General features: G+C 74.8%; 17 protein-coding genes. 2 read left to right on the top strand and 15 right to left on the bottom strand.

Annotation, left to right across the window (positions count from 1 at the left end; translation table 11 throughout):
• Positions 1-35 precede the first annotated feature (35 nt).
• The 9 genes from pcaDC to IE271_RS27025 form a co-directional block, all read right to left on the bottom strand.
• Complete coding sequence (pcaDC, locus tag IE271_RS27065; protein WP_190193054.1) at positions 36-1,349, bottom strand: bifunctional 3-oxoadipate enol-lactonase/4-carboxymuconolactone decarboxylase PcaDC; 1,314 nt, start codon at positions 1,347-1,349, stop codon at positions 36-38.
• 144 nt (positions 1,350-1,493) lie between these two features.
• Complete coding sequence (locus IE271_RS42330; RefSeq protein ID WP_308435219.1) at positions 1,494-3,404, bottom strand: SWIM zinc finger family protein; 1,911 nt, start codon at positions 3,402-3,404, stop codon at positions 1,494-1,496.
• Positions 3,405-4,339: 935 nt separating this feature from the next.
• Entirely contained in the window at positions 4,340-7,366 is a 3,027-nt protein-coding gene (locus IE271_RS27055; RefSeq protein ID WP_190193053.1) for an SCO1167/SCO6262 family helicase, read from the bottom strand.
• Between the two features lie 133 nt (positions 7,367-7,499).
• Positions 7,500-8,081, bottom strand: coding sequence for a sugar kinase (locus tag IE271_RS27050; RefSeq protein WP_190193052.1), 582 nt, complete (start codon positions 8,079-8,081; stop codon positions 7,500-7,502).
• The gene (locus IE271_RS27045; protein ID WP_190193051.1) at positions 8,078-9,268 is read right to left on the bottom strand and encodes an ROK family glucokinase; all 1,191 of its coding nucleotides are present in this window, start codon (positions 9,266-9,268) and stop codon (positions 8,078-8,080) included. Before IE271_RS27045 ends, IE271_RS27050 begins: the two co-directional genes overlap by 4 nt.
• A 545-nt stretch (positions 9,269-9,813) precedes the next feature.
• A complete protein-coding gene (locus IE271_RS27040) occupies positions 9,814-10,725 on the bottom strand; it encodes an ATP-binding cassette domain-containing protein (protein WP_229919585.1) in 912 nt (303 codons plus the stop codon).
• Positions 10,722-11,795 carry an ABC transporter permease gene (locus IE271_RS27035; protein ID WP_190193050.1) on the bottom strand — a complete coding sequence of 358 codons (1,074 nt, stop codon included), beginning with the start codon at positions 11,793-11,795 and terminating at the stop codon, positions 10,722-10,724. The genes IE271_RS27040 and IE271_RS27035 overlap by 4 nt, the downstream gene beginning before the upstream one ends.
• Positions 11,792-12,796 (bottom strand): sugar ABC transporter substrate-binding protein, encoded by a 1,005-nt coding sequence (locus IE271_RS27030; protein WP_190193049.1) that lies wholly within the window; start codon positions 12,794-12,796, stop codon positions 11,792-11,794. Before IE271_RS27030 ends, IE271_RS27035 begins: the two co-directional genes overlap by 4 nt.
• 431 nt (positions 12,797-13,227) lie before the next feature.
• Positions 13,228-13,977 carry a GntR family transcriptional regulator gene (locus IE271_RS27025; RefSeq protein ID WP_229919586.1) on the bottom strand — a complete coding sequence of 250 codons (750 nt, stop codon included), beginning with the start codon at positions 13,975-13,977 and terminating at the stop codon, positions 13,228-13,230.
• Between the two features lie 116 nt (positions 13,978-14,093).
• On the opposite strand from IE271_RS27025, the gene IE271_RS27020 reads away from it, so the two are divergent.
• Positions 14,094-15,104: a Gfo/Idh/MocA family protein gene (locus tag IE271_RS27020; RefSeq protein WP_190193047.1), complete on the top strand. Its 1,011-nt coding sequence runs from the start codon at positions 14,094-14,096 to the stop codon at positions 15,102-15,104.
• A gap of 69 nt (positions 15,105-15,173) precedes the next feature.
• Here IE271_RS27020 and IE271_RS27015 read toward each other — a convergent pair whose 3' ends face one another.
• From IE271_RS27015 to IE271_RS27005, 3 genes are all read right to left on the bottom strand, one after another.
• Positions 15,174-16,358 (bottom strand): cytochrome P450 family protein, encoded by a 1,185-nt coding sequence (locus tag IE271_RS27015; RefSeq protein ID WP_190193046.1) that lies wholly within the window; start codon positions 16,356-16,358, stop codon positions 15,174-15,176.
• Positions 16,359-16,416: 58 nt separating this feature from the next.
• Positions 16,417-17,184 (bottom strand): response regulator transcription factor, encoded by a 768-nt coding sequence (locus tag IE271_RS27010; protein WP_190193045.1) that lies wholly within the window; start codon positions 17,182-17,184, stop codon positions 16,417-16,419.
• Between the two features lie 467 nt (positions 17,185-17,651).
• Complete coding sequence (locus IE271_RS27005; RefSeq protein WP_190193044.1) at positions 17,652-18,908, bottom strand: histidine kinase; 1,257 nt, start codon at positions 18,906-18,908, stop codon at positions 17,652-17,654.
• A gap of 178 nt (positions 18,909-19,086) precedes the next feature.
• Here IE271_RS27005 and IE271_RS27000 point away from each other — a divergent pair, with 178 nt between their 5' ends.
• Entirely contained in the window at positions 19,087-19,293 is a 207-nt protein-coding gene (locus IE271_RS27000) for a hypothetical protein (RefSeq protein ID WP_190193043.1), read from the top strand.
• 365 nt (positions 19,294-19,658) lie between these two features.
• On the opposite strand, the gene IE271_RS26995 is transcribed toward IE271_RS27000, so the two are convergent.
• The 3 genes from IE271_RS26995 to allB form a co-directional block, all read right to left on the bottom strand.
• A complete protein-coding gene (locus IE271_RS26995) occupies positions 19,659-20,078 on the bottom strand; it encodes a guanyl-specific ribonuclease (protein WP_190193042.1) in 420 nt (139 codons plus the stop codon).
• 196 nt (positions 20,079-20,274) lie between these two features.
• Complete coding sequence (gene alc / locus IE271_RS26990; protein WP_190193041.1) at positions 20,275-21,372, bottom strand: allantoicase; 1,098 nt, start codon at positions 21,370-21,372, stop codon at positions 20,275-20,277.
• 5 nt (positions 21,373-21,377) lie between these two features.
• A complete protein-coding gene (allB, locus tag IE271_RS26985) occupies positions 21,378-22,718 on the bottom strand; it encodes an allantoinase AllB (RefSeq protein ID WP_190193040.1) in 1,341 nt (446 codons plus the stop codon).
• Positions 22,719-22,898 lie beyond the last annotated feature (180 nt).

Raw genomic sequence — 22,898 nt, 5'->3', positions numbered from 1 at the left:
ACGGGGGCGGGGAGTGCCGGAGGGCACGAACGCCGTCACTCCTGGGGCGTGGTCTCCTCGCGGATGACCTGCTGGGCCACCTTGAAGGCGCTGCCCGCGGCCGGGACGCCGCAGTAGACGGCCGCGTGCAGCAGGACCTCCTTGATCTCCACCGGCGTGAGGCCGTTGCGCAGGGCGGCGCGGGTGTGGAAGGCCAGTTCCTCCAGGTGGCCGCCCGCGACGAGCGCGGTGAGCGTGACACAGCTGCGGGAGCGCCGGTCGAGCCCCGGCCGGTTCCAGACCTCCCCCCACGCGTAGCGGGTCAGGAGCTCCTGGAAGTCGCCGGAGAAGTCGTCGGCCGCGGCCAGCTCCTGGTCCACGTGCGCGTCGCCCAGCACCTCGCGGCGCACCTTGACGCCCGCGTCATACGGGTCCGGGCGCCCCACGGCCACGGCCTCGGGCTGCGCGGCGGCCGGGGCGATCGCGGCGACGGGCCCGGTCATCTGGGCCGGGGAGGCCGGCACCGGCTTGATCGGGGAGGCCGCCTGGGGCGGCATCGCGATCTGGCCGGTGGACGAGTCGTACGCGGGCTGCCAGGCGGTGGAGAAGTGACGGACCAGCAGGTCGGTGACCGCGCCCGGCTGTTCCACGGGCACCAGGTGCGAGGCGCCGGGCACGACCGCGAGCCGCGCGTCCGGTATCCCGGCGACCAGGGTGCGCGCCTCGGCGGGGCCGGTGACCTGGTCCTCCGAACCGACCAGGACGAGGGTCGGCACCCCGATGCGGGTGAGTTCGGCACGGATGTCGAAGGCGGCCAGCGCCTCGCAGGCGGCGATGTAGCAGCCGGGGTCGGTGGTGCGCACCATCTGCACGGCCCACTCGGTGATCGCCGGCTGGTTCGCGGCGAACCCGGCGGTGAACCAGCGCTCCGGGGACGAGCGCGCGATCGGGTCCAGGCCGTTGGTCCGCACGATCACGCCGCGCTGGCGGAACTCGTCGGCCGTGCCGAAGCGGGGCGAGGCGGCGATGAGCGCGAGTGAGGCGATGCGCTCGGGGTGGCGCAGGGCCAGCTCGGCGCCGATCGCGCCGCCGAGGGAGCAGCCCGCGTAGCCGAAGCGCTGCACGCCGAGCCCGTCGAGCGTGCCGAGCAGCCGCTCGGCCAGGTCGGTCACCGAACCGGCCGGGTACGCCGGGGCCCCGCCGTGGCCGGGCAGGTCGAACCGGAGGACCCGCCAGTGCTTCGCCAGTTCGGGGACCTGCCGGTCCCACATGTGCCAGGTGGTGCCGAGCGACGGTCCGAGGACGATGACCGGGGCGTCTTCCCGTCCGTCGAACCGGTACTGGAGGGCAGGGGACTTCGTCTCACTCACCGCACCAAGCTAACTTCCGCTCCCGGGGCTCCCGACATGGGCCCTCCCTGTCCACGCCGCCTGCACGTTCCCGCCACATCACGGGTCGTGGGCGCGGGGCGCGCGGGCGGTGGGGCGCGCGGGCCGTGGAGTGGATCGCGCGGGTCATGTCCCGCCGCCGTCCGCGAGGCCCAGATCCGTGAGGGCGCCGACCGGGTCGGGGTCGGGGGTGCCGCGCGGCCACCAGTCCTCCCGGCCCGGCTCCGACTCGTACGCGTACCAGAGCCCGTCCCGGCCCAGGCGCAGCTGTGCGTGGCCGTACGGGTGGGTGAGGCGGTTGTGCCGGGGGCGGAAGGCCGGGAGGTCGGCCGCCAGGAGGAGGGGGCGCGCCCGGTCGAAGCGGCCGGCCGGCGGGTCCCACTCCTCCTCCAGGACGGCGAGGCCCTCCAGTCCCCCCTGCCGCCAGGCGGCGACCGCGCGCGCCAGCTCGGCCGTGGTGCGTCCGGCGGCGGAGGCCAGCGCGGAGTACAGGCCCCGGGTGGCGGCGGTGAGACCGGAACCGGGGCGGGCCGCGGCGAGCCGTACGGCGTCCTGCCAGAGCGTCAGCCCGGCGAGCGGGTCGCGGCCCGTCGTCAGCAAGGCGTGCGCGCGGGCGGCCGCGTCGGTGGCCAGCTGGTCGAGCGCGAACGGGTCGGGGCCGCCCGGCGACGCGGGCAGGGCCGGCGGGGGCCCGGGACGGGCCGGCGCGGGCAGCGGCGGGGGCAGGGGCGGCGGCGTACGAGGCGCGAGGGCGTCGCGGGCGCGCACGCCGGGCAGGACCGGTCCCTCCCCGTCGTCCTCGGCGCGGGCGGAGTCCGCGTCCCTGGCCGAACGGGCGGTCCAGGCGGCGTTGCGGCGGGACAGCGCGTCGATCAGCTCGCGCTCGCCCCGGCCGCGCAGCAGCAGGAGGACGAAGGGGTCCTGGTCCAGCAGCCGCGCGGTCTGGTAGCAGACGGCGGCCGCGTGCTTGCAGGGGTGCCCGGAGTCGGGGCAGCTGCACCGGGCGGCGAGGTCGCCGGGGCCGGGGAGCAGGGCGGCCCCGCAGTCGGCGAGCGAGTGGGGCAGCTCCTTGTCGAGCAGGGCCGCGATGTGGCCCGGCCGCTCGGCGGCGGCGTCGAGGAAGCGGTCCCAGTCGGCGTCGGACAGCGTCCGCAGACGGATCTGCACGCGGTAGGGCCGGGCCCGGCTGCCGCGCACGTACGCCAGCACGAGTCCCGGCGTGACGGTGATGGCGTCGACGTGGCCCTGCCACGCGTACGTCCGCCCGCGCGCGAGCCGTGCCGCGTCCAGCGCGCCCTCCTCCAGGGCGGTCACCCACGCGTTGCCCCACCAGGTGTCGGCGACCCCGTCCGCCGACGGGTCCCGCGGCAGGCAGGCCGGGAAGGTCCGGCGCAGGTCGCCGTCCCGGCCGGGCGCGGCCATGGAGACGGGAAGGGGGCGCGGCCGGGACGCCACCGCCCCGCCGACGCTCCTGCGGTCCGGCTCGACGGGCGCGGTGGGCGCGGTGGGCGCGGACTGGGACGATGCCGTCCTGCCGGTGGCGGCAGGTGCGGACGGTGCCCCCTCGCCGTCGGCGGCGGGCACGTACGGTGTCCTCTCGCCTCCGGCGGCGGACGCGGACGGAGACGGTGCCACCCCGCCCCTGGCGGCGGACCCGGACGGCGCCCCCTCGCCCTCGGCGGTGGACGCGGACCGGAACGGTGCCGTCTCACCGCCGGTCGTGGGCCCGGACGGCGGAGGTGTCCCCTCGCCGCCCACGGCGGACGCGGACGGAGACGGTGTCACCCCGCCCCTGGCGGCGGACCCGGACGGTGCCGCCTCGCGGCGGGTCGTGGGCTCGGACGACGACGCTGTCCCCTCGCTGCCCGCGGCGGACGCGGACGGTGCCGCCTCGCCCTTGGTGGCGGACCCGGACGGTGCCACCTCGCCACCGGTGGTGGACGCGGACGGCGGAGGTGTCCCCTCGCCGCCCACGGCAGGCGCGTCGTCCGCGGCGGGGGTGGGCAGGGCGAAGGCCGCGCCCAAGCCGTCCGCCACCGTACGGACGCGGCCGGCGGCGGCCCGGCGCTCCGGCGCGCCCGGGCCTTCCGGCGTGCCCGAGCCTTCCGGCGTGCCTGAGCCTTCCGGCGCGTCCGGGCGGGTGCCCGTGTCCGCGCCCCTGTCCGGGGACACGTGTGCGTACGCATCCGTGTCCGCGTCCGGGCGTACGCGCGGGCCCGGGTGCGTACGGCCGGCGGCCTCCCGCCTCCCGGCGGCTCCCGGCCCGCGCCGTCCCGTACGCCCGTGCCCTTCCGCTCCTCGCTCCGACGCGGCCTTCCGCGCCCTCTCCGCGTCGTCCCGGGCGGCCCTCAGCGCCTCCCGGGCCACGTCGCCCGGGCGCGGCGCGGGCGCCGGACCGGTCGGAGCCGTCGCCCCGGCCGTGCCCGCCGCCCCGGCCGGAGCCGCCGCGTCCGCCGGACCCGACGCGTTCTCCGACGCCGTAGCGTCCGTCGGACCCGCCGCGGGCCCGGCTCCGGAATCCGTTCCGGACACGGGGGCGGGGGCGTGGCCGGCCGCCGGTCCGTTCTCCCGGGCGGATGCGCTCCCGCCGTCCGTCGCCTCGCCCGCGGGCCCGTCCCCGCCGGCCGCGCCTCCGCCGTACGCGCGCCTTCTCCTCCCGGCCGCGCGGCGCAGGGCCTCCCGCGCCACGTCCCCCGGCCGCTTCCCCTGAGCCGCGCCGCCCGCGCCGTCCGGGGCGCCGTGCCCCGTCTCCGCGTCGGCGTCGGCGTCGGTTCCGGACTCGGGTGCGGCGGTCGCCGGTGTACGCGCCTCCGTCGGCGCCGCTCCGCGCCTCGCCTCCCGCAGGGCGCGCCGGGCCGCGTCTCCCGGACGGGCCCCGCCGCCCGGGTGGCGCCCGCCGTCCGGGCGGGGCTCCTCCTCCGTCCGCCGCTCCATGCCGCTGTCACCGCCGCCGTCGCGGCCGGCCCGGATCGTCACGACGTCCTCCTCAGGGAGACCAGGTCGGACAGCTCGCGGTCCGTCAGTTCCGTGAGGGCCGACTCGCCCGAACCGAGGATCGCGTCGGCCAGGGCCCGCTTCGCCTCCAGCATCTCGGTGATGCGGTCCTCCACCGTGCCCTCGGTGATGAGGCGGTGCACCTGGACGGGCTGGGTCTGGCCGATGCGGTAGGCGCGGTCGGTGGCCTGCTCCTCCACGGCGGGGTTCCACCAGCGGTCGAAGTGGACCACGTGGCCCGCGCGCGTGAGGTTCAGGCCCGTGCCGGCGGCCTTGAGGGAGAGGACCAGCACCGGGGTCCTCCCGTCCTGGAAGCGGTCGACCATGCGCTCGCGGTCGGCCACCGGCGTGCCGCCGTGCAGCAGCTCCACCGGGACGGCGCGGGCGGCGAGGTGGGCCCCGATCAGCCGGGCCATGCCCACGTACTGCGTGAACACGAGGGCCGAGCCGTCCTCCGCGAGCACCGTGTCCAGCAGTTCGTCCAGCAGGGCGAGCTTGCCGGAGCGGGCGGCGAGCCGGGACACCGCGGCGGCGGGGACGTCCCGCGTCTCCTCCTTCAGGTACAGCGCGGGGTGGTCGCAGATCTGCTTGAGCGAGGTGAGCAGCTTGAGGACCAGGCCGCGGCGGGCGATGCCCTCGCTGGACTCGATCGCGAGCAGGGACTCGCGCACCACCGCCTCGTACAGGGATGCCTGTTCGCGGGTGAGGGGCACCGGGCGGTCCGTCTCCGTCTTGGGCGGCAGCTCGGGGACGATGCCCGGGTCCGACTTCCTGCGGCGCAGGAGGAAGGGCCGCACCAGGCGGGCCAGGCGCGCCACCGCCTCCTCGTCCTCGCCGTTCTCGGCGGCGCGCGCGTGCCTGGCCCGGAAGGACTTCAGCGGCCCGAGCAGCCCCGGGGTCGTCCAGTCGAGCAGGGCCCACAGCTCGGAGAGGTTGTTCTCCACGGGCGTGCCGGTCAAGGCCACGCGGGCCGGGGCCGGGATCGTGCGCAGGGCCTTCGCGGTCGCCGAGTACGGGTTCTTGACGTGCTGGGCCTCGTCCGCGACGACCATGCCCCAGGGCTGTCCGGCCAGCGTGGCCGCCGCCGAGCGCATCGTCCCGTACGTGGTGAGCACGAAGCCGCCGTCGAGGCCGTCCAGACTGCGGGCGGGGCCGTGGAAGCGGCGGACGGGGACGCCGGGAGCGAAGCGGGTGATCTCGCGCTGCCAGTTGCCCAGCAGGGAGGCCGGGCAGACGACGAGCGTCGGCTCGCGGCGGGCGCGCCGCAGGTGCAGCGCGATGAGGGTGACCGTCTTGCCGAGTCCCATGTCGTCGGCGAGGCAGCCGCCGAGGCCGAGCGAGGTCATGAGGTCCAGCCAGGCCAGGCCCCGCAGCTGGTAGTCGCGCAGCTGCGCGTGCAGGCCGGGGGGCGGCTCGGCGGGGGCGAGGCCCGCCGTGAGCTTCTCGCGCAGGGCGGCGAGCGCGCCGGCCGGGACCGCCTCGACCGTCTCGCCGTCGACCTCGGCGGTGCCGGTGAGCGCCACGGAGAGGGCGTCGACCGGGTCGAGGAGGCCCAGCTCGCGCTTGCGGGCCTTGCGGACCAGCGCGGGGTCGACCAGCACCCACTGGTCCCGCAGCCGGACGACCGGGCGGTGGGCCTCCGCCAGCCGGTCCATCTCGCCCTCGGTGAGCGGGTCGCCGCCGAGGGCCAGCTGCCAGCGGAACTGCAGCAGGTCCCCGCTCTCGAAGAAGCCGGTGCCGTCCGTGGCGGAGCCGGGCGCCGGGCGCACCACCGCGGTCGCGGAGAGGTCCTGCGCCAGGTCGCGCGGCCAGTGCACGGCCACCCCGGCGGCCGCGAGCCGGGTCGCGGCGACGCCGAGCAGGTCGGACAGCTCCTCCTCGGTGAGCGCGAGCACGTCGGGCACGTCCTGCTCGGCAAGGCGCTCCAGGGGCGGCCAGACCCGGGCGGCGCGGCGGACGGCGAGGGCCGCGTCGACACGGGCGCGCGGCCCGAAGGAGCCGTCGGCCTCGCCCGACCACAGGGCCGCCGCGTCGGCGACGAGGGTGGGGTCGGCGAGGCTGTGCACCTGGACGACGGCCGTGCCCGCCCGGCGGGCGCCCTCGGCGTCGTCGAACAGCTCGAACCCGGACAGGTCCAGGCGCAGTGAGATCCGTACGCCCGCGTCCATGCCGGCGGCCACCTCGGCGGCCCAGTCGTACGCGCCCGGCAGGTGCTGGGCCCCGCGGGCCGCGAAGGGGCGCCCGGCGGCGACGGGCGCGGCCGCGGTGCGGGGCAGCGTGTCCGCGACGGCGTCCAGGAAGGCGCGGACCAGCGCCTGCGGCTCGGGAAGCCGGAGCGGGCCGGAGCCGGGCAGCGGCACCGCGTGCCCCTCGTACGGGAGGGCCGCCGCCACGGCCTTGAGGTGGGCGGCGTCGTCGGGGTCCAGCGGTCCGGCGCGCCAGGCGTCGTACGCGCCGGGGGTGAGGCCGGGCAGCAGCCGCCCGCGCGCGAGGAGGTGCAGCGCGTGCAGGGCCGCGGCGCCCCAGCAGGCCGTGGCGGGGTGGGCGGCGGGGTCGTGCCGGGCCCGGACGAGCAGGGGCAGGGCCTCGTCGAGAGACAGCACCAGCGCGGGAGCCGTGCTCCGCCGGGGCGTGCTCCCGTGCCGCCGTACGACGGTCAGCGTCACGCGTGCCGCGGCCCGTCCGTCCTCGCCGCCGGCCTCGCTCGCGCGCCCGTCCGGCCGCGGGTCCCCTTCGTCCGGTCCGTCCGGCGGCAGGAGGCCGCCGTCCGGGTCCCAGAAGGCGATCCGCCCCTCACGGGGCAGCGCCCCGGGCAGGAAGACGGCGGCCAGCCGCACGGACACCTCACGCGCGGGGTCGTCCGGTCCCGGCGCCGGGCCGGGCACGGCGGGCGTCGCGGACGCCGGGGCGGCCGTGCGGGGCGGGCGGGCCGTGCGCGGCGGACGGCCGGCGGCGCCTCGCGCGTCCGTCGTCTGCGCCCGCTCCGTGCGCGTCCCCGTCTCCATGCCGTCGGCACCTCCCTCGCCACGACCCCGCCGGTCGTCCGCCGGCCGCCGGCCGGCTCCCACCGGCGTCCACGACTCTACGGGCGGGGTCTGACAATCGGCTCCGGCGCCCGGGCGGGCGGGGGAACGCGGCTCAGGGTGTCGTCCTGGAGACCACGTAGACCATGGGGTGCTCGGGGTCGGACCAGTTCACCACGATGTCCTGCGTGGGCGCCGGGTCCTCGCGCTCGTGCGTCAGCCCCCACCAGGGGCCGGAGCCGGTGAACTCCCAGCCGACGATCCTGCGGTCCCGCGCGCTGACGGCGATGTCGTCCTTCTTCAGTGCCTCGCGGCTGGAGCCGATGTTCTTCAGGAACGTGTCCAGGCCGTCGTTGCTGGTCAGGAACTGCGCGTAGAGGCGACTGGTCTTCCAGTTGTTCGTCTCGTAGTACGCGACCTCCCGCGAGTACCCCGGAATGGGCACCCGGTACAGGCGGCGCTGCACGCGCGAGGGCCAGCCCTCGGTGAGGCCGGTGGCCGAGTACTTCTCCTCCTTGTCCCGGCCGCTGTCGCGGCTCTGGTTGGCGGAGATGACCAGGTAGCCGGCCGGTACGCCGATGAGCAGCACGATGATCAGCAGGGTGAGCGCGCGGCGGCGGATCCGGCGGCCCCGGCTCTCGGGGGGCCGGGGCGGCTCGTCCGGCGGTGACGCCTGGTGCGGCAGGGAGGTGGTCACAGCGACCCCGACCCCTGGGCGGCGCGGCGCGCGTCGGAGTAGCGCTCGTACCGCTCGTAGCGCTCCACCCGGCGGCGCTTGGCGCGCCGGAAGCGGCGGGCGACGAGGCGGGCGAGGTCCGCCGCGCCGACCATGCCGGCCTCGGGGCCGAGCTGGGCGCGGGCGATACGGGCCTCGGGGCGGTAGCCGCGGCCGGTCAGGTGGCGCCGGAAGGCGTCCCGGGCGGGGCCGATCAGCAGGTCGTCGGCCGCGCTGACCCCGCCGCCGATGACGAAGCAGGAGGGGTCGAGGGCGGCCGCGAGGTTGGCGATGCCCACGCCGAGCCACTGGCCGATGTCCTGGAGGAGCTCGACGCACATCGCGTCGCCCTCGCGGGCCAGCTCGGTGATGAGGGGGCCGGTGATCTCGGGGATGTTGCCCTGGACGCGGTCGATGATCCCGTACGCCACCGGGGAGTCGGCGGCGGCGAGCTCGCGGGCCTCGCGGACCAGCGCGTTGCCGGAGCTGTACTGCTCCCAGCAGCCGCGGTTGCCGCACGGGCAGCGGTGGCCGCCGGGCACGACCTGCATATGGCCGAACTCGCCCGCGACGCCGAACCTGCCCCGCTTGACCTGGCCGTCCTCCAGGATGGCGCCGCCGATGCCGGTACCGAGCGTGATCATCACGAGGTGGTCCTCGCCGCGTCCCGCGCCGAAGCGCCACTCCGCCCAGGCGGCGGTGTTGGCGTCGTTGTCGACCATGACCGGGACGGCGAGGCGGCCCGCGAGGCGGTCGCGCAGCGGCTCGTTGCGCCAGTTCAGGTGGGGGGCGAACAGGACGTTGCTGCGGTCGGCGTCGACCCAGCCGGCCGCGCCGATGCCCACCGCGTGCACGTCGTGCCGGTCGGAGAGGTCCAGGACCAGTTCGACGATGGTGTCCTCGACGACCTTGGGGCTCTTGGACTTGTCCGGGGTCTCGGTGCGGACCTTCTCCAGGATGGTGCCGTCGGCGTCGACGACGCCCGCCATCACCTTCGTGCCGCCGATGTCGATGCCGACGGTGGGCACGCGGGGGGCCGTCAGGTGCGAGCGGCGCTCCCGGGGACCGACGGTCCGCAGGACGGTGGCCCGCCGGGATCCGATGGGGGCGCCGCCCGTCCGCGCGGAGCCGAGGGCCCGGGGCAGGGCGAGGTCGCGGTAGGTGCTCATCGGGCGGCTCCCGCTGACGGCTGTCGGCGGTGGGGGCGGCTGGGTGCTCGCACGAGTCGTATCGTCCCTAGGTGGTGATCGGGTCCTGACGGGCCGGAGCCCGCCGTGGTCCCCGATTCTGCCTCACGGGCCTCGGCCGGTGCACGGCGGCGCCGCGGGGTGCCCGCGGCGCCGCTCCCCGGTACGGGGACGGTCCCCGGTCCGCGGCCCGCCCGCCGCGCGGGACGCCGGCCGCCGGGACACCGCCGTCCACCGCGGGCGCGGGCCCTCCGCCGCGGCCCCGCGAACGGCCCCCGCCGCCCTGCCGCGAGCGCGGCGGCACCCGGGAGGCCGGTCGTGAGCGCCGCGGCACCGGGAGGTCCGTCGTGAACGCGGCGGCACCGGGAGGGCGGCACCTCGGTCCGGACGCGACACGGGTCCGGAAGGGCGACGCACGCAGGGCCCGGCCGCTCCACGGCCGGGCCCTGCGGGGGTATGGTCCCGGTCGGCCTCCGGGCCCGGTCGGGGACGACCGGGCCCGGAGGCCGGCCGGGACGGCCGGGCGTCTACCGGCCGCCGTCCTTCTGCTTCTCCTGCTTCTCCTGCTTCTCCCCGGTCCCGCCGGTCCCGTCGGCCCCGTCGGCGACCGCGCCGAGGTGCGCCGGTGCCGGGGCCCGCTCCAGCTCGTGCCGGAGGTCGTCCAGCTCGTTGCCGCCCGCCATCTGGCGGGTCAGCTCGTCGAGGGTGATCCCGTCGCGGGTGTGGCTGCCCGACATCGTGCCGCGCTTGAGCAGGACGAAGCGGTCGCCGACGAGGTAGGCGTGGTGCGGGTTGTGGGTGATCAGGACGACACCCAGACCGGCGTCGCGCGCGGCGGCGACGTACTTCAGGACGACGCCCGACTGCTTCACGCCCAGCGCGGCGGTCGGCTCGTCGAGCACGAGCACCTTCGCGCCGAAGTACACGGCGCGGGCGATCGCCACGCACTGGCGCTCACCGCCCGACAGCGTGCCGATGGGCTGGTCCACGTCGCGCAGGTCGATGCCCATGCGCAGCAGCTCCGCACGGGTCGTGCGGCGCATGAACTCGACGTCCATCCGCTTGAAGGGCCCGGTGCCCTTCGTCGGCTCGGAGCCGAGGAAGAAGTTGCGCCACACCGGCATCAGCGGCACGACCGCGAGGTCCTGGTAGACCGTGGCGATGCCCCGGTCCAGGGCCTCGCGCGGCGACGACAGGCTCGTCTCCTCGCCCTCGATGCGGAACGTGCCGCCGTCGTGCCGGTGCAGCCCGGCGATGATCTTGATGAGCGTCGACTTGCCCGCGCCGTTGTCGCCGAGGACGCAGCTGATCTCCCCGGCGTGCACCTCCAGGGAGACCCCTTCGAGGGCGCGGATGTTGCCGTAGTACTTGCTGACGGAGTCGAGCTCCACCAGCGCCGTGCGCTCCCCGGCCTCCGTACGCTCTGCGGTCTGCGTCATTTCGTGGCCTCCGCGCGCTTGCGGACCCAGGCGTTGAGCAGGGTCGCGAGGAGCAGCATCGCTCCGAGGAAGAACTTGAACCAGTCGGGGTTCCACTCGGCGAAGACGATGCCCTTGCTGGTCATGCCGAAGATCAGGGCGCCGACCGCGGCGCCGACGGCGGAACCGTACCCGCCGGTGATCAGGCAGCCGCCGATGACGGCCGCGATGATGTAGATCAGCTCGTTGCCGACGCCCTCGCCGGACTGCACCGTGTCGAACGAGAACAGCAGGTGCTGGCCGGAGACCCAGGCGCCGAACGCGACGCCCATGTAGAGGCCGATCTTGGTCTTGTCCACCGGGACGCCGACCGCGCGGGCGGCCTTCTCGTCACCGCCGACGGCGAAGATCCAGTTGCCGACGCGGGTGCGCAGCAGGATCCAGGTGGCGATCACGACGAAGGCCAGCCACCACAGAATAGTGATCTTGAAGTCGACGCCGCCGACCGTGAGCGTGGAGGCGAAGACGGCCTTGGCGGAGGGGAAGCCCTCCATGTCGGCGATGGTCTTCGTGGAGACGGTGCCGCTGATCAGCTTGGTCAGGCCGAGGTTCAGGCCCGTCAGCATCAGGAACGTGCCCAGCGTGATGATGAAACTGGGTGGGTCGGTACGGGTGAGCATGACGCCGTTGAAGACGCCGATCGCCAGGGTGACCAGCAGCGACACCCCGACACCGACCCAGGTGTTGGCGGTCATCTGGAAGCTGAACATCGAGGAGACCAGCGCGGAGGTGGTCACCATGACGCCCGCCGACAGGTCGAACTCGCCGCCGATCATCAGCAGGGCGACGGGGACGGCCATGATGCCGATGGTCGAGGAGGCGTACAGGACCGTGCTGAGGCTGGACGCCTTCAGGAAGCTGTCCGCGAAGATCGCGAAGAAGACGAAGACGGCGACGGCGCCGACGATCGAGCCCAGCTCGGGGCGGCCGAGCAGCTTGCGCAGCGGCGACCGCTTCAGCAGGCGCTCGTCGGCGTGCGCGCCGGTGTCCGGCGAGGGCGACGGCGTGGGGGCGGGTGCGGTGGCGGTCATCGGGTGCCACGCTCCGCGTACTCCTGCAGGTCCGCCGCGTCGTCCTTGGTGATGATCTGCGGTCCGGTGAGCACCGGCCGGCCGCCGCCGAGGACGTCCGCGTTGTACTTGTACAGCCACAGCAGGTCGACGGCCTGGTAGCCCTGGAGGTAGGGCTGCTGGTCGACGGCGAAGCCGAGCGTGCCGTCCTTGAGCTTCGCGGCGACCTTGGCGTTCAGGTCGAAGGTGTCGATCTCGGCCTTGCTGCCGGCGTCGTCCCTGGCCTTGACGGCGGTGTCCGCGAAGGGCGCGCCGAGCGTGACGACGGTGTCGATGGAGTCGTCCGCCTGGAGCTTGGCGCCGATGGCGGCCTGCACGTCGGGCATGTTGGTGCCGTCGACGTACAGGTTCTGCACCGTGCCGTCGAAGGTCTTCTTCACACCGGCGCAGCGCTGCTCGTGGCCGACGTTGCCCTGCTCGTGCAGCACGCACAGGGCCTTCTTCTTCTTGCGCTCGTTCAGCTCCTCGCCGACGGCCTCGCCCGCGATGGACTCGTCCTGGCCGATGTGCGTGAGCGCGCCGAACTCCTTGGACTCGGCCGAGCCGGAGTTCACGGTGATCACGGGGATGCCGGCCTTCTCGGCCCGGGCCACGGCGGCCTTCATCGCGTCGGGCTTGGCGAGCGTGACGATGATGCCGTCGACGCCCTTGTCCACGGCGGCGTCGACCAGCTGCGCCTGCTGCTGGGCCTCGTCGTTGTGCGAGTACAGGAACTTGATGTTGTCCTTCACGGCCGCCTGCTTGGCGCCGTTCTGGACGATGTCCCAGAAGGTGTCGCCGTCGCCGGAGTGGGTGATCATCGCGAAGGTCCAGCGGGGCGTGTTCACCGCTGCCTTCCCCTCGGCCGCGGCCGCCTTGCGGGCGTCCTCGGCGCGCTTGCCCCCCGTACTGCTGCAGCCTGCCAAGGACAGGCCGAGCACCCCTGCCACCGCGATACTCACCCAGGTCCTGAACCGTGCCACGAGGCCGCGCCCCTTTTCTTGCCGTGATGTCTGGTCGGGCCCAAGTATCGGACACAAGGGTCACGGACCCGGCCATCGGGTACCGCCCCGCGCTGCTCCGGCGCCCGCGGCGGCGGCCCCCGGGGGCCGTCCGGAAACGGCCGCAGGACCGTCCGCGGGACGACGCGGAGACGCCCCCGGACCGTCCGGAGACCTCCCGGACACCCTCCGCAGACCGTCCGGCGGATGCCCGGACACCCTCCGCAGACCGTCCGGCGGATGCCCGGACACCCTCCGCAGGCCGTCCGGCGGATGTCCGGGGAGCCCCGGAGTCCTGTCCGGGGCTCCCCGGAGGTTCGCCCGGACGCGCCCAGGAGAACCCGAGAGCGTCCGGAAAAGCCCGGAAACGCCCGGAGGCACCCCTCACGGCGCCCGGAAGCGCACGGCGGCGCTCAGGATCGTACGAGCAGCTGGAACTCGAAGGAATACCTCGACGCACGGTAGGTGTGATCGCCGTACTCGACGGCCCGGCCGGTGTCGTCGAAGGTGGTCCGCCTCATGGTGAGCAGCGGGGCGCCCTCGCGCTCGTCGAGCCGGTCGCCCTCCGCGGCGGTGGCGGTGCGCGCCCCGACGGACTGGCGGGCGCTGTGCAGGGTGATGCCGGCGGCCCGCATCAGCCGGTACAGACCGGTGCTCTCCAGCCGGTCGCCGTCCAGGTCGAACAGCCCGACGGGCAGGTGGTTGCGCAGGTGCGCCACGGGCTCGCCGTGGGCCAGGCGCAGCCGCTCGATGCGGTGCACCTCGCTGCCCTCGGCCACCCCGAGGGCGGCCGCGACCTCGGCGGACGCCGGTACGAGGGTGTTGGCCAGGAGCCGGGTCGCCGGGCGCTGCCCGGCCGCCTCCAGGTCGTCGTAGAGGCTGGTCAGCTCCATCGGGCGCTTGACCTGGCTGTGCACGACCTGCGTGCCGACGCCCCGGCGGCGCACGAGCAGTCCCTTGTCGACCAGGGACTGGATGGCCTGGCGGACCGTGGGCCGGGACAGGCCGAGCCGGCCGGCGAGCTCGATCTCGTTGCCCAGCAGGCTGCCGGGCGTCAGCTCGCCGCGCTCGATGGCGGTCTCCAGCTGCTGCGACAGCTGGAAGTACAGCGGGACCGGACTGGTGCGGTCGACGCCGAGCCGGAGCGAGACGGTCGGGTCCACTTCTGGTTTGGGCACGGGCCGAGCGTAGCTCCGGGGCAGGATGACGGGAAGTTGTGAAGTTCGATTGTCCGGACAAACCATTGACAGGTCGCCGGACGCGCCAGCACTTTGTTGCCATGCGCATCGGACTCATCGGAACGGGTCGTATCGGCACGCACCACGCGACCACGCTCAGCCGCCACCGTGATGTGGGCTCGCTCATCGTCACCGATCCGGACCGGGCCCGGGCCGCCGAACTCGCCGACCGGCTCGGCGCCACGCTGGCCCCCGGAATTGACGAGATCTTCACCTGGGGGGTGGACGCGGTCGTCGTCACGGCGGCCACGGCCGCCCACGCCGAGCTGATCGGCCGGGCGGCGCGGGCGGGCCTGCCGGTGTTCTGCGAGAAGCCGATCGCCCTCGACCTGTCCGGCACGCTCGCCGCGCTCGCCGAGGTCGAGGCCGCCGGGACCGTGCTGCAGCTGGGCTTCCAGCGCCGCTTCGACGCCGGGTACACCGCCGCGCGCGAGGCGGTGCGCGCGGGCCGGCTCGGGCGGCTGCACACCGTACGGGCGGCGACGTCCGACCCGGCGCCCCCGCCGGCCGGCTACCTCCCGCTCTCCGGCGGCCTGTACCGCGACTGCTCGGTCCACGACTTCGACATGCTCCGATGGGTGACGGGCCGCGAGGTCACCGAGGTGTACGCGACGGGGTCCGACGCCGGCCCTCCGATGTTCCGCCGGGCGCGGGACGTCTCCACCGCGGCGGCCGTCCTCACCCTCGACGACGGCACGCTCGCCACGGTGACGGCGACCCGGATGAACGGCGCGGGCTACGACGTGCGCATGGAGCTGGCCGGCGAGCTGGACCAGATCGCGGTGGGCCTGGACGACCGCACGCCGATCGCGTCCACGGAACCGGCCGGACCACCGCCCGCGGACAAGCCCTGGACCGGCTTCCTGGAGCGCTTCGGCCCGGCGTACGAGGCCGAACTGGCCGCGTTCGTCGGGGTGCTCTGCGGGGAGCGGGCCAACCCGTGCGACGGCCGGGAGGCCCTGCACGCCCTCCGCATCGCCGAGGCCTGCGAACTGTCGCGCCGCGAACGCAGGCCCGTGCACCTGGCGGAGGTCCCGGGCGGACGGGAGTGAGGAGGGGCCGCCGGCGGCGGATCTGCCGCCGGTTCCTCCGCCGCGCACCCGTCACGTCGGCGCCGCCGTCTACCACCGCACCGGCAGGTGCCGCACCCCCCGTATCAGCATGCCCGGGAGCCAGCCGGACGGCGGGCCGTCCAGGGCCAGGTCCGGGCAGCGCTCCAACAGGGTGCGCAGCGCGATCCGGGCTTCGAGGCGGGCCAGCGGAGCGCCCAGGCAGTAGTGGATGCCGTGCCCGAACGCCATGTGGCCGCGGGCGTCGCGCCGGATGTCGAAGCGGTCGGGCTCGGCGTGGCGCCCCGCGTCGCGGTCGGCCGAGGCCAGGCCGATCAGCACCGGCTCGCCCGCCGGGATGGCCGTGCCGCCGATCTCCAGAGGCTCGGCGGCGTACCGGAACGTCGTGTTCTCCACCGGCCCCTCCCAGCGCAGGGTCTCCTCGACCGCTCCGTCGAGCAGGCTCGTGTCGGCGCGCAGCGCGGCGAGCTGGTCCGGGTGCGTGAGCAGGGCGCGCACGGCGCTCGTGATGAGGTTGACCGTCGTCTCGTGCCCGGCGACCAGCAGCAGGAAGGCCATGCCGCGCAGCTCGCCCATCGACAGCCGGTCGCCGTCCTCGGCGGTGGTGCGGATCAGGCTGCCCAGCAGGTCGTCCGAGGGCGGGGAGCAGCGCTTGTCCTCGATCAGCTCGGTGAGGTAGTCGGCGAACCGGGTGAAGGCCTCGTGCTCGGTGTCGAGCCCGGAGGGCGCCACCACCTCGGTGGACAGGGCGCGGAACCGGGACCGGTCGGACTCCGGCACCCCGAGCAGCTCGCAGATGACGGTCAGCGGCAGCGGATACGCGAAGGAGTCCACGAGGTCGGCGCGGCCGAGCGGCAGCATCGCGTCGAGCAGGTCGTCGGCGATGCGCTGGACGCGCGGCGCCAGCGCCGCCACCCGGCGGCCGGTGAACTCCCGGGTGACCAGCGAACGCAGCCTGGTGTGCTGCGGCGGATCGGCGATCAGCAGATGCGTGCCGATCAGCTCCTCGTCGAGAAAGCTGAGCCCGAGCTTCCTGCTGTCCTTGGCCAGCCGGGAGTCGGCGAGCGCCGCCCGCGCCTCCTCGTGGCCGACGACGAGCCAGGTCTCCACGTGCTCACCGGGCGGCGGCAGCCGTACCCGGTGCACCGGCCCGAGGGCCCGCAGCTCCGCGTAGACCGGATGCGGGTTCTCGGTGAACTCCGGTCCGTACTTCCCCAGATCGATCAGGTCCGTCATCGGTTCCCCCTCGTCCCCTCGGACACGGCCTTTCTCCGTCAACGCGTCGCGTCCGCCGCTAGTGCCCGTCCGCCGCGCTTGCGTCCCCCGCGTGCCCGTCGCGTCCACCGCGTCCGTCATGTCCACCGCGCCCGGCGCGCCCTTCGTACCCGTCGTGCCCGTCGTGCCCGTCGAGGAGTCCGGCGTCGTACGTCAACAGGGCGATCTGCACGCGGTTGTTCAGGCCCAGTTTGGCGAGGATGCGGGAGACGTGGGTCTTGACGGTGGCGACGCTCATGTACAGCGCGGCGGCGATCTCCGCGTTCGATCTTCCCTGGCCGACCGTGACGGCCACCTCGCGCTCCCGGTCGTTGAGGACGGCGAGCCGGGCGCGGGCGTCCGCGCGGCGGGTGTCCGGGCCGGTGCCGACGGCGTGCCGCACCAGCTGACGGGTGACGGTGGGCGAGAGCACGGGGTCGCCCGCCGCGACCTTGCGCACCGCGTCGACGATCTCGGCGGGCGGGGTGTCCTTGAGGACGAAGCCGGCCGCCCCGGCACGCAGCGCCCGCAGCACCTGCTCGTCGGCGTGGAAGGTGGTGAGGACGACGACCTGGGGCGCGTCCTCGCGGCTCCTGAGCAGTTCGGTGGCGGTCAGGCCGTCCACCGTCGGCATCCGGATGTCCATCAGCACCACGTCGGGCCGGGCGCGGTCGACCAGCGCCGCGACCTCGTCGCCGTCGGCGGCCTCGCCCACGATCTCGATGTCCTCCGCGCCGCCCAGCATGAGGGCCAGGCCCGCTCGGACCAGCGGGTCGTCGTCGACGAGAAGCAGCCGGATCACAGTCATGGGGCCACGTAACCACGATTCGGGAGATCACGAAGAAGCCTGTGGACAACCCCCGCCGGCCCGGTCCGCCCGCCCCGTCCGCAGCGGTCCGGCCCTTCGCCTCGTCCGCGGAGTCACCCGGTCCCTCGGTCCGCGTCCGCAGCTGCCCAGTCCCTCGGTCGGTACGGAACGGTTCGGTCCCTCGGTCCGACCGGGGCAGCCCGGTCCCCCGGCCCGGCAGGAACGGTTCAGTCCCTCGATCCGTCCGGGGCGGTCCAGTTCCTCGGCCCGGCAGGAACGGTTCAGTCCCTCGATCCGACCGGGGCAGCCCGGTCCCCCGGCCCGGCAGGAACGGTTCAGTCCCTCGATCCGTCCGGGGCGGTCCGGTTCCTCGGCCCGGCCGGAGCGATCCACCCCTCAGTCCCCCGCCCCGCGGGGGCGGTTCGGAATGGTTCCTCAGTCTTTCCCGGGTAGTTCGGACCGGCACCTCAGCCCTCCCAGGGCAGCTCGGCCCGGACCTCGAAGCCGCCGTCCGGCCGGCCGCCGTGGATGAGGCGGCCGCCCGCCAGCGTCACCCGTTCCGTCAGGCCGATGAGGCCCTGGCCGGAGCCCGGGACGCGCGGGACCGGGCCCGGCGGGGGCGGGTTGCGGACGGTCAGGACGAGACCGTCGCCGGGGGCGCCCGCGACGGCCACGGTGACCTCCGCGCCGGGCGCGTGCTTGCGCGCGTTGGTCAGTCCCTCCTGGGCGACGCGGTACGCGGTGCGCCCCACGGAGGCGGGCACGGCGCCCGGATCGGCCACGCGGTCCTCCAGGACGACCCCCATGCCGGCCTCGCGGGACTCGGCGACCAGCCCTTGAAGCGCCGCGAGCGTCGGCTGCGGGCGCCCGGCCTCGTCGCCGGACTCGCCGGCCCGCAGCACTCCGATGATCTCCCGCAGATCCTCCAGCGCCTCGTGCGCGCTCTCGCGGATCACCCCGGCCGCCCGGACGACCTCCTCCCGCGACGCGTCCGGCCGGAACTCCAGCGCGCCCGCGTGCACGCTGAGCAGCGTCAGCCGGTGGGCCAGCACGTCGTGCATCTCGCGCGCGATGGCCTCCCGGGCCAGCCGCTGCGCCCGCTCCACCCGCAGCGCGGCCTCCGTCTCGGCCCGCCGCGCCCGGTCCCGCAGGCTCAGCAGCAGCTGTCTTCGGGAGCGCACGAACATGCCCCAGCCCACGACCGTGCCGGTCAGCAGGGCGGTCAGGACGACGGAGGGGAGGTACGGCAGGTCGGGGTCGGGGCGCAGCAGGAAGAGGAGCGGGGTCAGCGCCAGGGAGGCACCGCCGATCGCGGCCACGTAGGGGAAGGGGCGGTGCACGGCGATCGTGAAGAGGGCGACGAGGATCGCGCCGCTGGCCGTGTTCGAGACCAGTCCGACCAGGGTCGTCGCCACCGCGAGTTCGACCGGACGGCGCCTGCGCAGCCAGACGGCGGCGCAGGCGAGGACGCCGAGCGCCTGGTCGACGGCCTTCAGCGCGTCCGGCGTGTTCGGGTCGCCGGACACGGTGTCGGCGGCCAGGGCGCCGATGAGGACGGACAGCAGGAAGCAGAGGACGTCCACGATCCAGTCGCGCACGGTGCGGCGCGGACGTCCGCTCCGGCCCGGGACGTCCGGGTCCAGCCCGGTGAGCACGGCGGAGGGCAGCAGGCGGCGCCGTCCCGGTGTGGTCCAGGCACCCGGCCTTGGTTCGTCCTCGCTCACGGTCGCCCAATCTATGCGCCGACGACGGCCCCGGCCGTCCCGCACACGGACGCGGATACCAAAGTCGCGCGATCACCGACTTTCGTCCCGGCATCCCGGTTCGCATAGCGACTTCCGCCGGGTACGCCTCGCCCCGCGGCCGATGACGTGAGGGGTCCGCGGGGCGAGGATTTCGAGGGTGAAACGGATCGCGGAAGTACTCGGTTTCCTGGCCCTGGTGCAGGGCCTGATCGGCCTGTCGCACGCCCTCTTCGGATGGCCGCGCGGCTGGGGCCTCGTCCAGCGGCTCGCCGTCCTCGACGGATACGAGGTCTACGCGAGCGGCGGACTGCTCGTGCTGGCGTGCGCGCTCTTCGCGGCCGCCGACCGACTGAGACCCGGCTGACCGACCCGCTGCCGGATGCGCCCGTGCGGACCGTGGGGAAAGTCCGCCCGGCCGGACACGAACGCAGGTCGGCCCGGCCGGACACGAACGCATGGGCCACGGGGGATGCCCACTTCGCCGGACGCAACCATGCAGACCGTGGGAGCCCCCTCGCCGGGAGCGCCCGTGCGGGCCGTGGGAAAAGCCCCGCACCACGCGCCGCCGGGGCGGCCGCACGGACTGTGGGGAGTCCGCACGGCCGACTCCGGCGGCCGGCGTCGCGAGCGCCCCGGGCAGGTGGTCGACAGCCACGGTCCCGATCGGCCCGTCAGCCCAGGCCGCCGGCGACCGCGGTCGATGCGAGCCGGGCCGGTCCCGACGGTCCGTCAGCAGCCGTAGTCGACCAGGTCGAACGACGCGTAGTGGTCGGCGGTGTAGTAGTCCTCCTGGTAGTCCTCACCGGTGACGATGCGACGGGCGCCGCGGGTGGAGGAGCCGGGAGTGATCACCGTGTACTCGTGGTAGTAGCCGGAGCTCCGGGAGGGCAGGATGCCCTCCCGGTTCTGGAAGACGACACCGTCCTGGTCGTACGGGAAGGGGCCGCCCGCCTCGATCAGGTCGAGCGTGTCGTGCGCCTGCGAGGGCAGCGCGCTGTAGCAGATGTCGCCGACGGCCGCGGTCGCGGCGGGTGCGGTGGCCGCGGCGGGTGCGGCGCTCGCGGGTGACGCCACGGAGCCGCCGACGAGCAGACCCGACAGGAGGGCGATGAGGGCGCCGGTACGAGTGATGCGTGGGGGGAATCTCATGTCTTTAGCATGACGCGCGTAGAGCATGGCATGTCAATGTCAAAACGTTGAATTTTTCGCGATGGGCCGGAGGATTTTTCCGGGAGTCAACACAGCCCCCGGGTCAGGCGGGACCGATGCCCCGCCTCGGGAACCACCGCCCCTCGCCCTCCACCCGCCGCGACTCCGCCGCGGCTCCTGCCGCCCGTTCCCGGCCTCAGTCCTCTCCCCCGTCGGCCGGTTGCGTCAGCGAACCGAACAGCCGCAGGCGGGAGATGCCACCGTCGGGGTGGATGTCGATCCGCGCGTGCGTGCCGACGGCCGGGGCCGGGAGGACGAAGCGGTGGTTGGTGTCGGGCTGGAGGCGGGTGCGGGGCAGCACCTCGGTCCACGGGGCGTTCTCGCCGTCCCCGTCCCGTACCGACACCGACGCCCAGCCCGCGCTGTTGCCCTTCAGGCAGGCGGTGTCGATCTCCAGGGCGCGGATCTCGGAGCGGGCGGTGAGCCGGTAGCGGATCCAGTCGTGGCCATGGTCGCGGCGGCGCCGGGTCTCCCAGCCGTCGTCCATCCTGCGGGAGCGGCCGGGGCGGATGGTGTGGGCGGCGGGCGAGTAGAAGAGGTCGGAGGCGTCCTCGACGCTGCCGCCGTTCTCCAGGGCGACGACGTCGAAGGTGCCCAGCGCGGCCAGCCACTCACGGTCGGGCACGACCTCGCCGTGCACGCGCAGCCGGGCGATGCCGCCGTCGGGGTACTGGTTGACGCGCAGGTGCGTGAAGCGCTCCTGCGACGTCACCTCGAAGCCGTTGGCGGCGTGGCCGCCGATCGGGGTGCGCGGGACCAGCGTCGTCCACTTCACGTCGTCGGCGAGCAGCTCCTCCGGCGTGGGGGTGCCGGGCACGGAGGCGGCCTCGATCGACACGGCCTGGGGGTGGTTGCCGCGGAAGTGGGCCGTGTCGACGACGATGCCCCGGATCACGCCCGGTGCGCCGAGCCGTACGAGCGCCCAGTCGTGGTCGTCGTCGGCGGGCCAGGGGTGGTCGGCCGAGACGCCGCGCCGGCGCCGGGTCTCCCAGCCGTCCATGACCTTGCCCTTGTGCCCGAAGCGCTCGGGGTCGAACTCGGCGCGCCCGGGCACGAGCAGGTTCTCGCGCTGCGCGAAGAACTCGTCGTTGGCGGCGACGACACCGGCGCCGAGCAGCCGGTCGGCGAGGTCGGCGTGGCGGGTGAAGGGGAAGTCGGCGGTGCGGTAGTCGGCGTACGGGTCACCGCCCGCGTAGGGGCGGGCGTCACCGGTGAAACGGGGGATCGCCGTCACAGTGATCAGCGCTTCCTTTCCAGGAGTCGGCCGGAGGGTTCGCGGAACCAGCCGTCGGCGGCGGCGATGCGCTCGCCGCGCAGCCAGGTGGACTTGACGACGCCGTACAGGGTCCGGCCCGCGTACGCCGTGACCCGGTTGCGGTGCTGGAGCGCGGCGGCGTCGACGGTGAAGGTCTCGTCGGGCGCGAGGACCGCGAAGTCGGCGTCGCGGCCCGCCTCGACGGCGCCCTTGCGGTCGAGTCCGGCCAGTTCGGCGGGGCGGGCGGACATCCAGCGGACGACGTCCTCCAGGGTGTGGCCGCGCCGGCGGGCCTCGGTCCAGATCGCCGGCAGGCCCAGTTGCAGCGAGGAGATGCCGCCCCAGGCGGTGGCGAAGTCGTCGGTCTTCAGGTCGGCGGTGGAGGGCGAGTGGTCGGAGACGACGCAGTCGATCGTGCCGTCGGCGAGCCCCGCCCACAGCGCGTCCCGGTTGGCGGCCTCGCGGATGGGCGGGCAGCACTTGAACTCGCTCGCCCCGTCCGGGACCTCCTCCGCGGTGAGGGTGAGGTAGTGCGGGCAGGACTCGACCGTGACGCGGACGCCGTCCCGCCGGGCGGCGGCGATCAGCGGCAGCGCGTCGGCGGACGACAGGTGCAGCACGTGGACGCGCGCGTCCAGGCGGCGGGCCTGGTCGAGCAGTTCCCCGATGGCGGCGTGCTCGGCGTCCCGGGGCCGCGAGGCGAGGAAGTCGGCGTACTTGCGGCCGCCCTTCTGCGGGGCGGCCGCGAGCCGTCCCGGGTCCTCCGCGTGCACGACGAGCAGGCCGCCGAACCCGGCGATCTCGGCGAGCGAGCGGCCCAGCTGCTCCCGGTCGAGCTCGGGGAACTCCTCGACGCCGGAGGGCGACAGGAACGCCTTGAAGCCGAAGACCCCGGCGTCGTGCAGTGCGCGCAGGTCCTCGACGTTGTCGGGCAGGGCGCCGCCCCAGAAGCCGACGTCGACGTGTGCCTTGGGCGTGGCGACGGCCTGCTTGACGCGCAGGTTGGCGACCGTCGTGGTGGGCGGGATCGAGTTGAGCGGCATGTCGATCAGGGTCGTGACGCCGCCGGCGGCCGCCGCGCGCGTGGCGGTCCAGAAGCCCTCCCACTCGGTGCGGCCCGGGTCGTTGACGTGCACGTGGGTGTCGACGAGGCCGGGCAGCAGGACGTCGTCGCCGAGGTCTTCCAGGCGGGCCCCCGCCGGTACGCCGGCGTCGTGGGCGCGTACGGCCGCGATCCTGCCGTCGGCGACCTCGACCGAGGCGGGCCGGGCCCCTTCGGGGGTGATGACGCGTGTCGAGCGCAGCACCAGTCGGACGTCGGACACCCGGACCCCTCTCCAAGCCACCGTTTACTTCCGCGTAACGAAATTCAACGATCTGTTGAAGAAGTCTTCACTCCCCGCCACGCACCCGTCAAGAGCCCCCTCGGACACCGCGCTCACCCCGGACCGAAGTCTGGATGTTTCCACAAAACGAAATTAGAATTTCACTTACCAGAAGGTGTG

This window comes from Streptomyces minutiscleroticus, from assembly GCF_014650875.1.
GTDB classification, from domain to species: Bacteria; Actinomycetota; Actinomycetes; order Streptomycetales; family Streptomycetaceae; genus Streptomyces; species Streptomyces minutiscleroticus.
The sequence above is the reverse complement of the archived record's forward strand: the minus strand, read 5'-3'. Positions and strand labels throughout refer to the sequence as shown.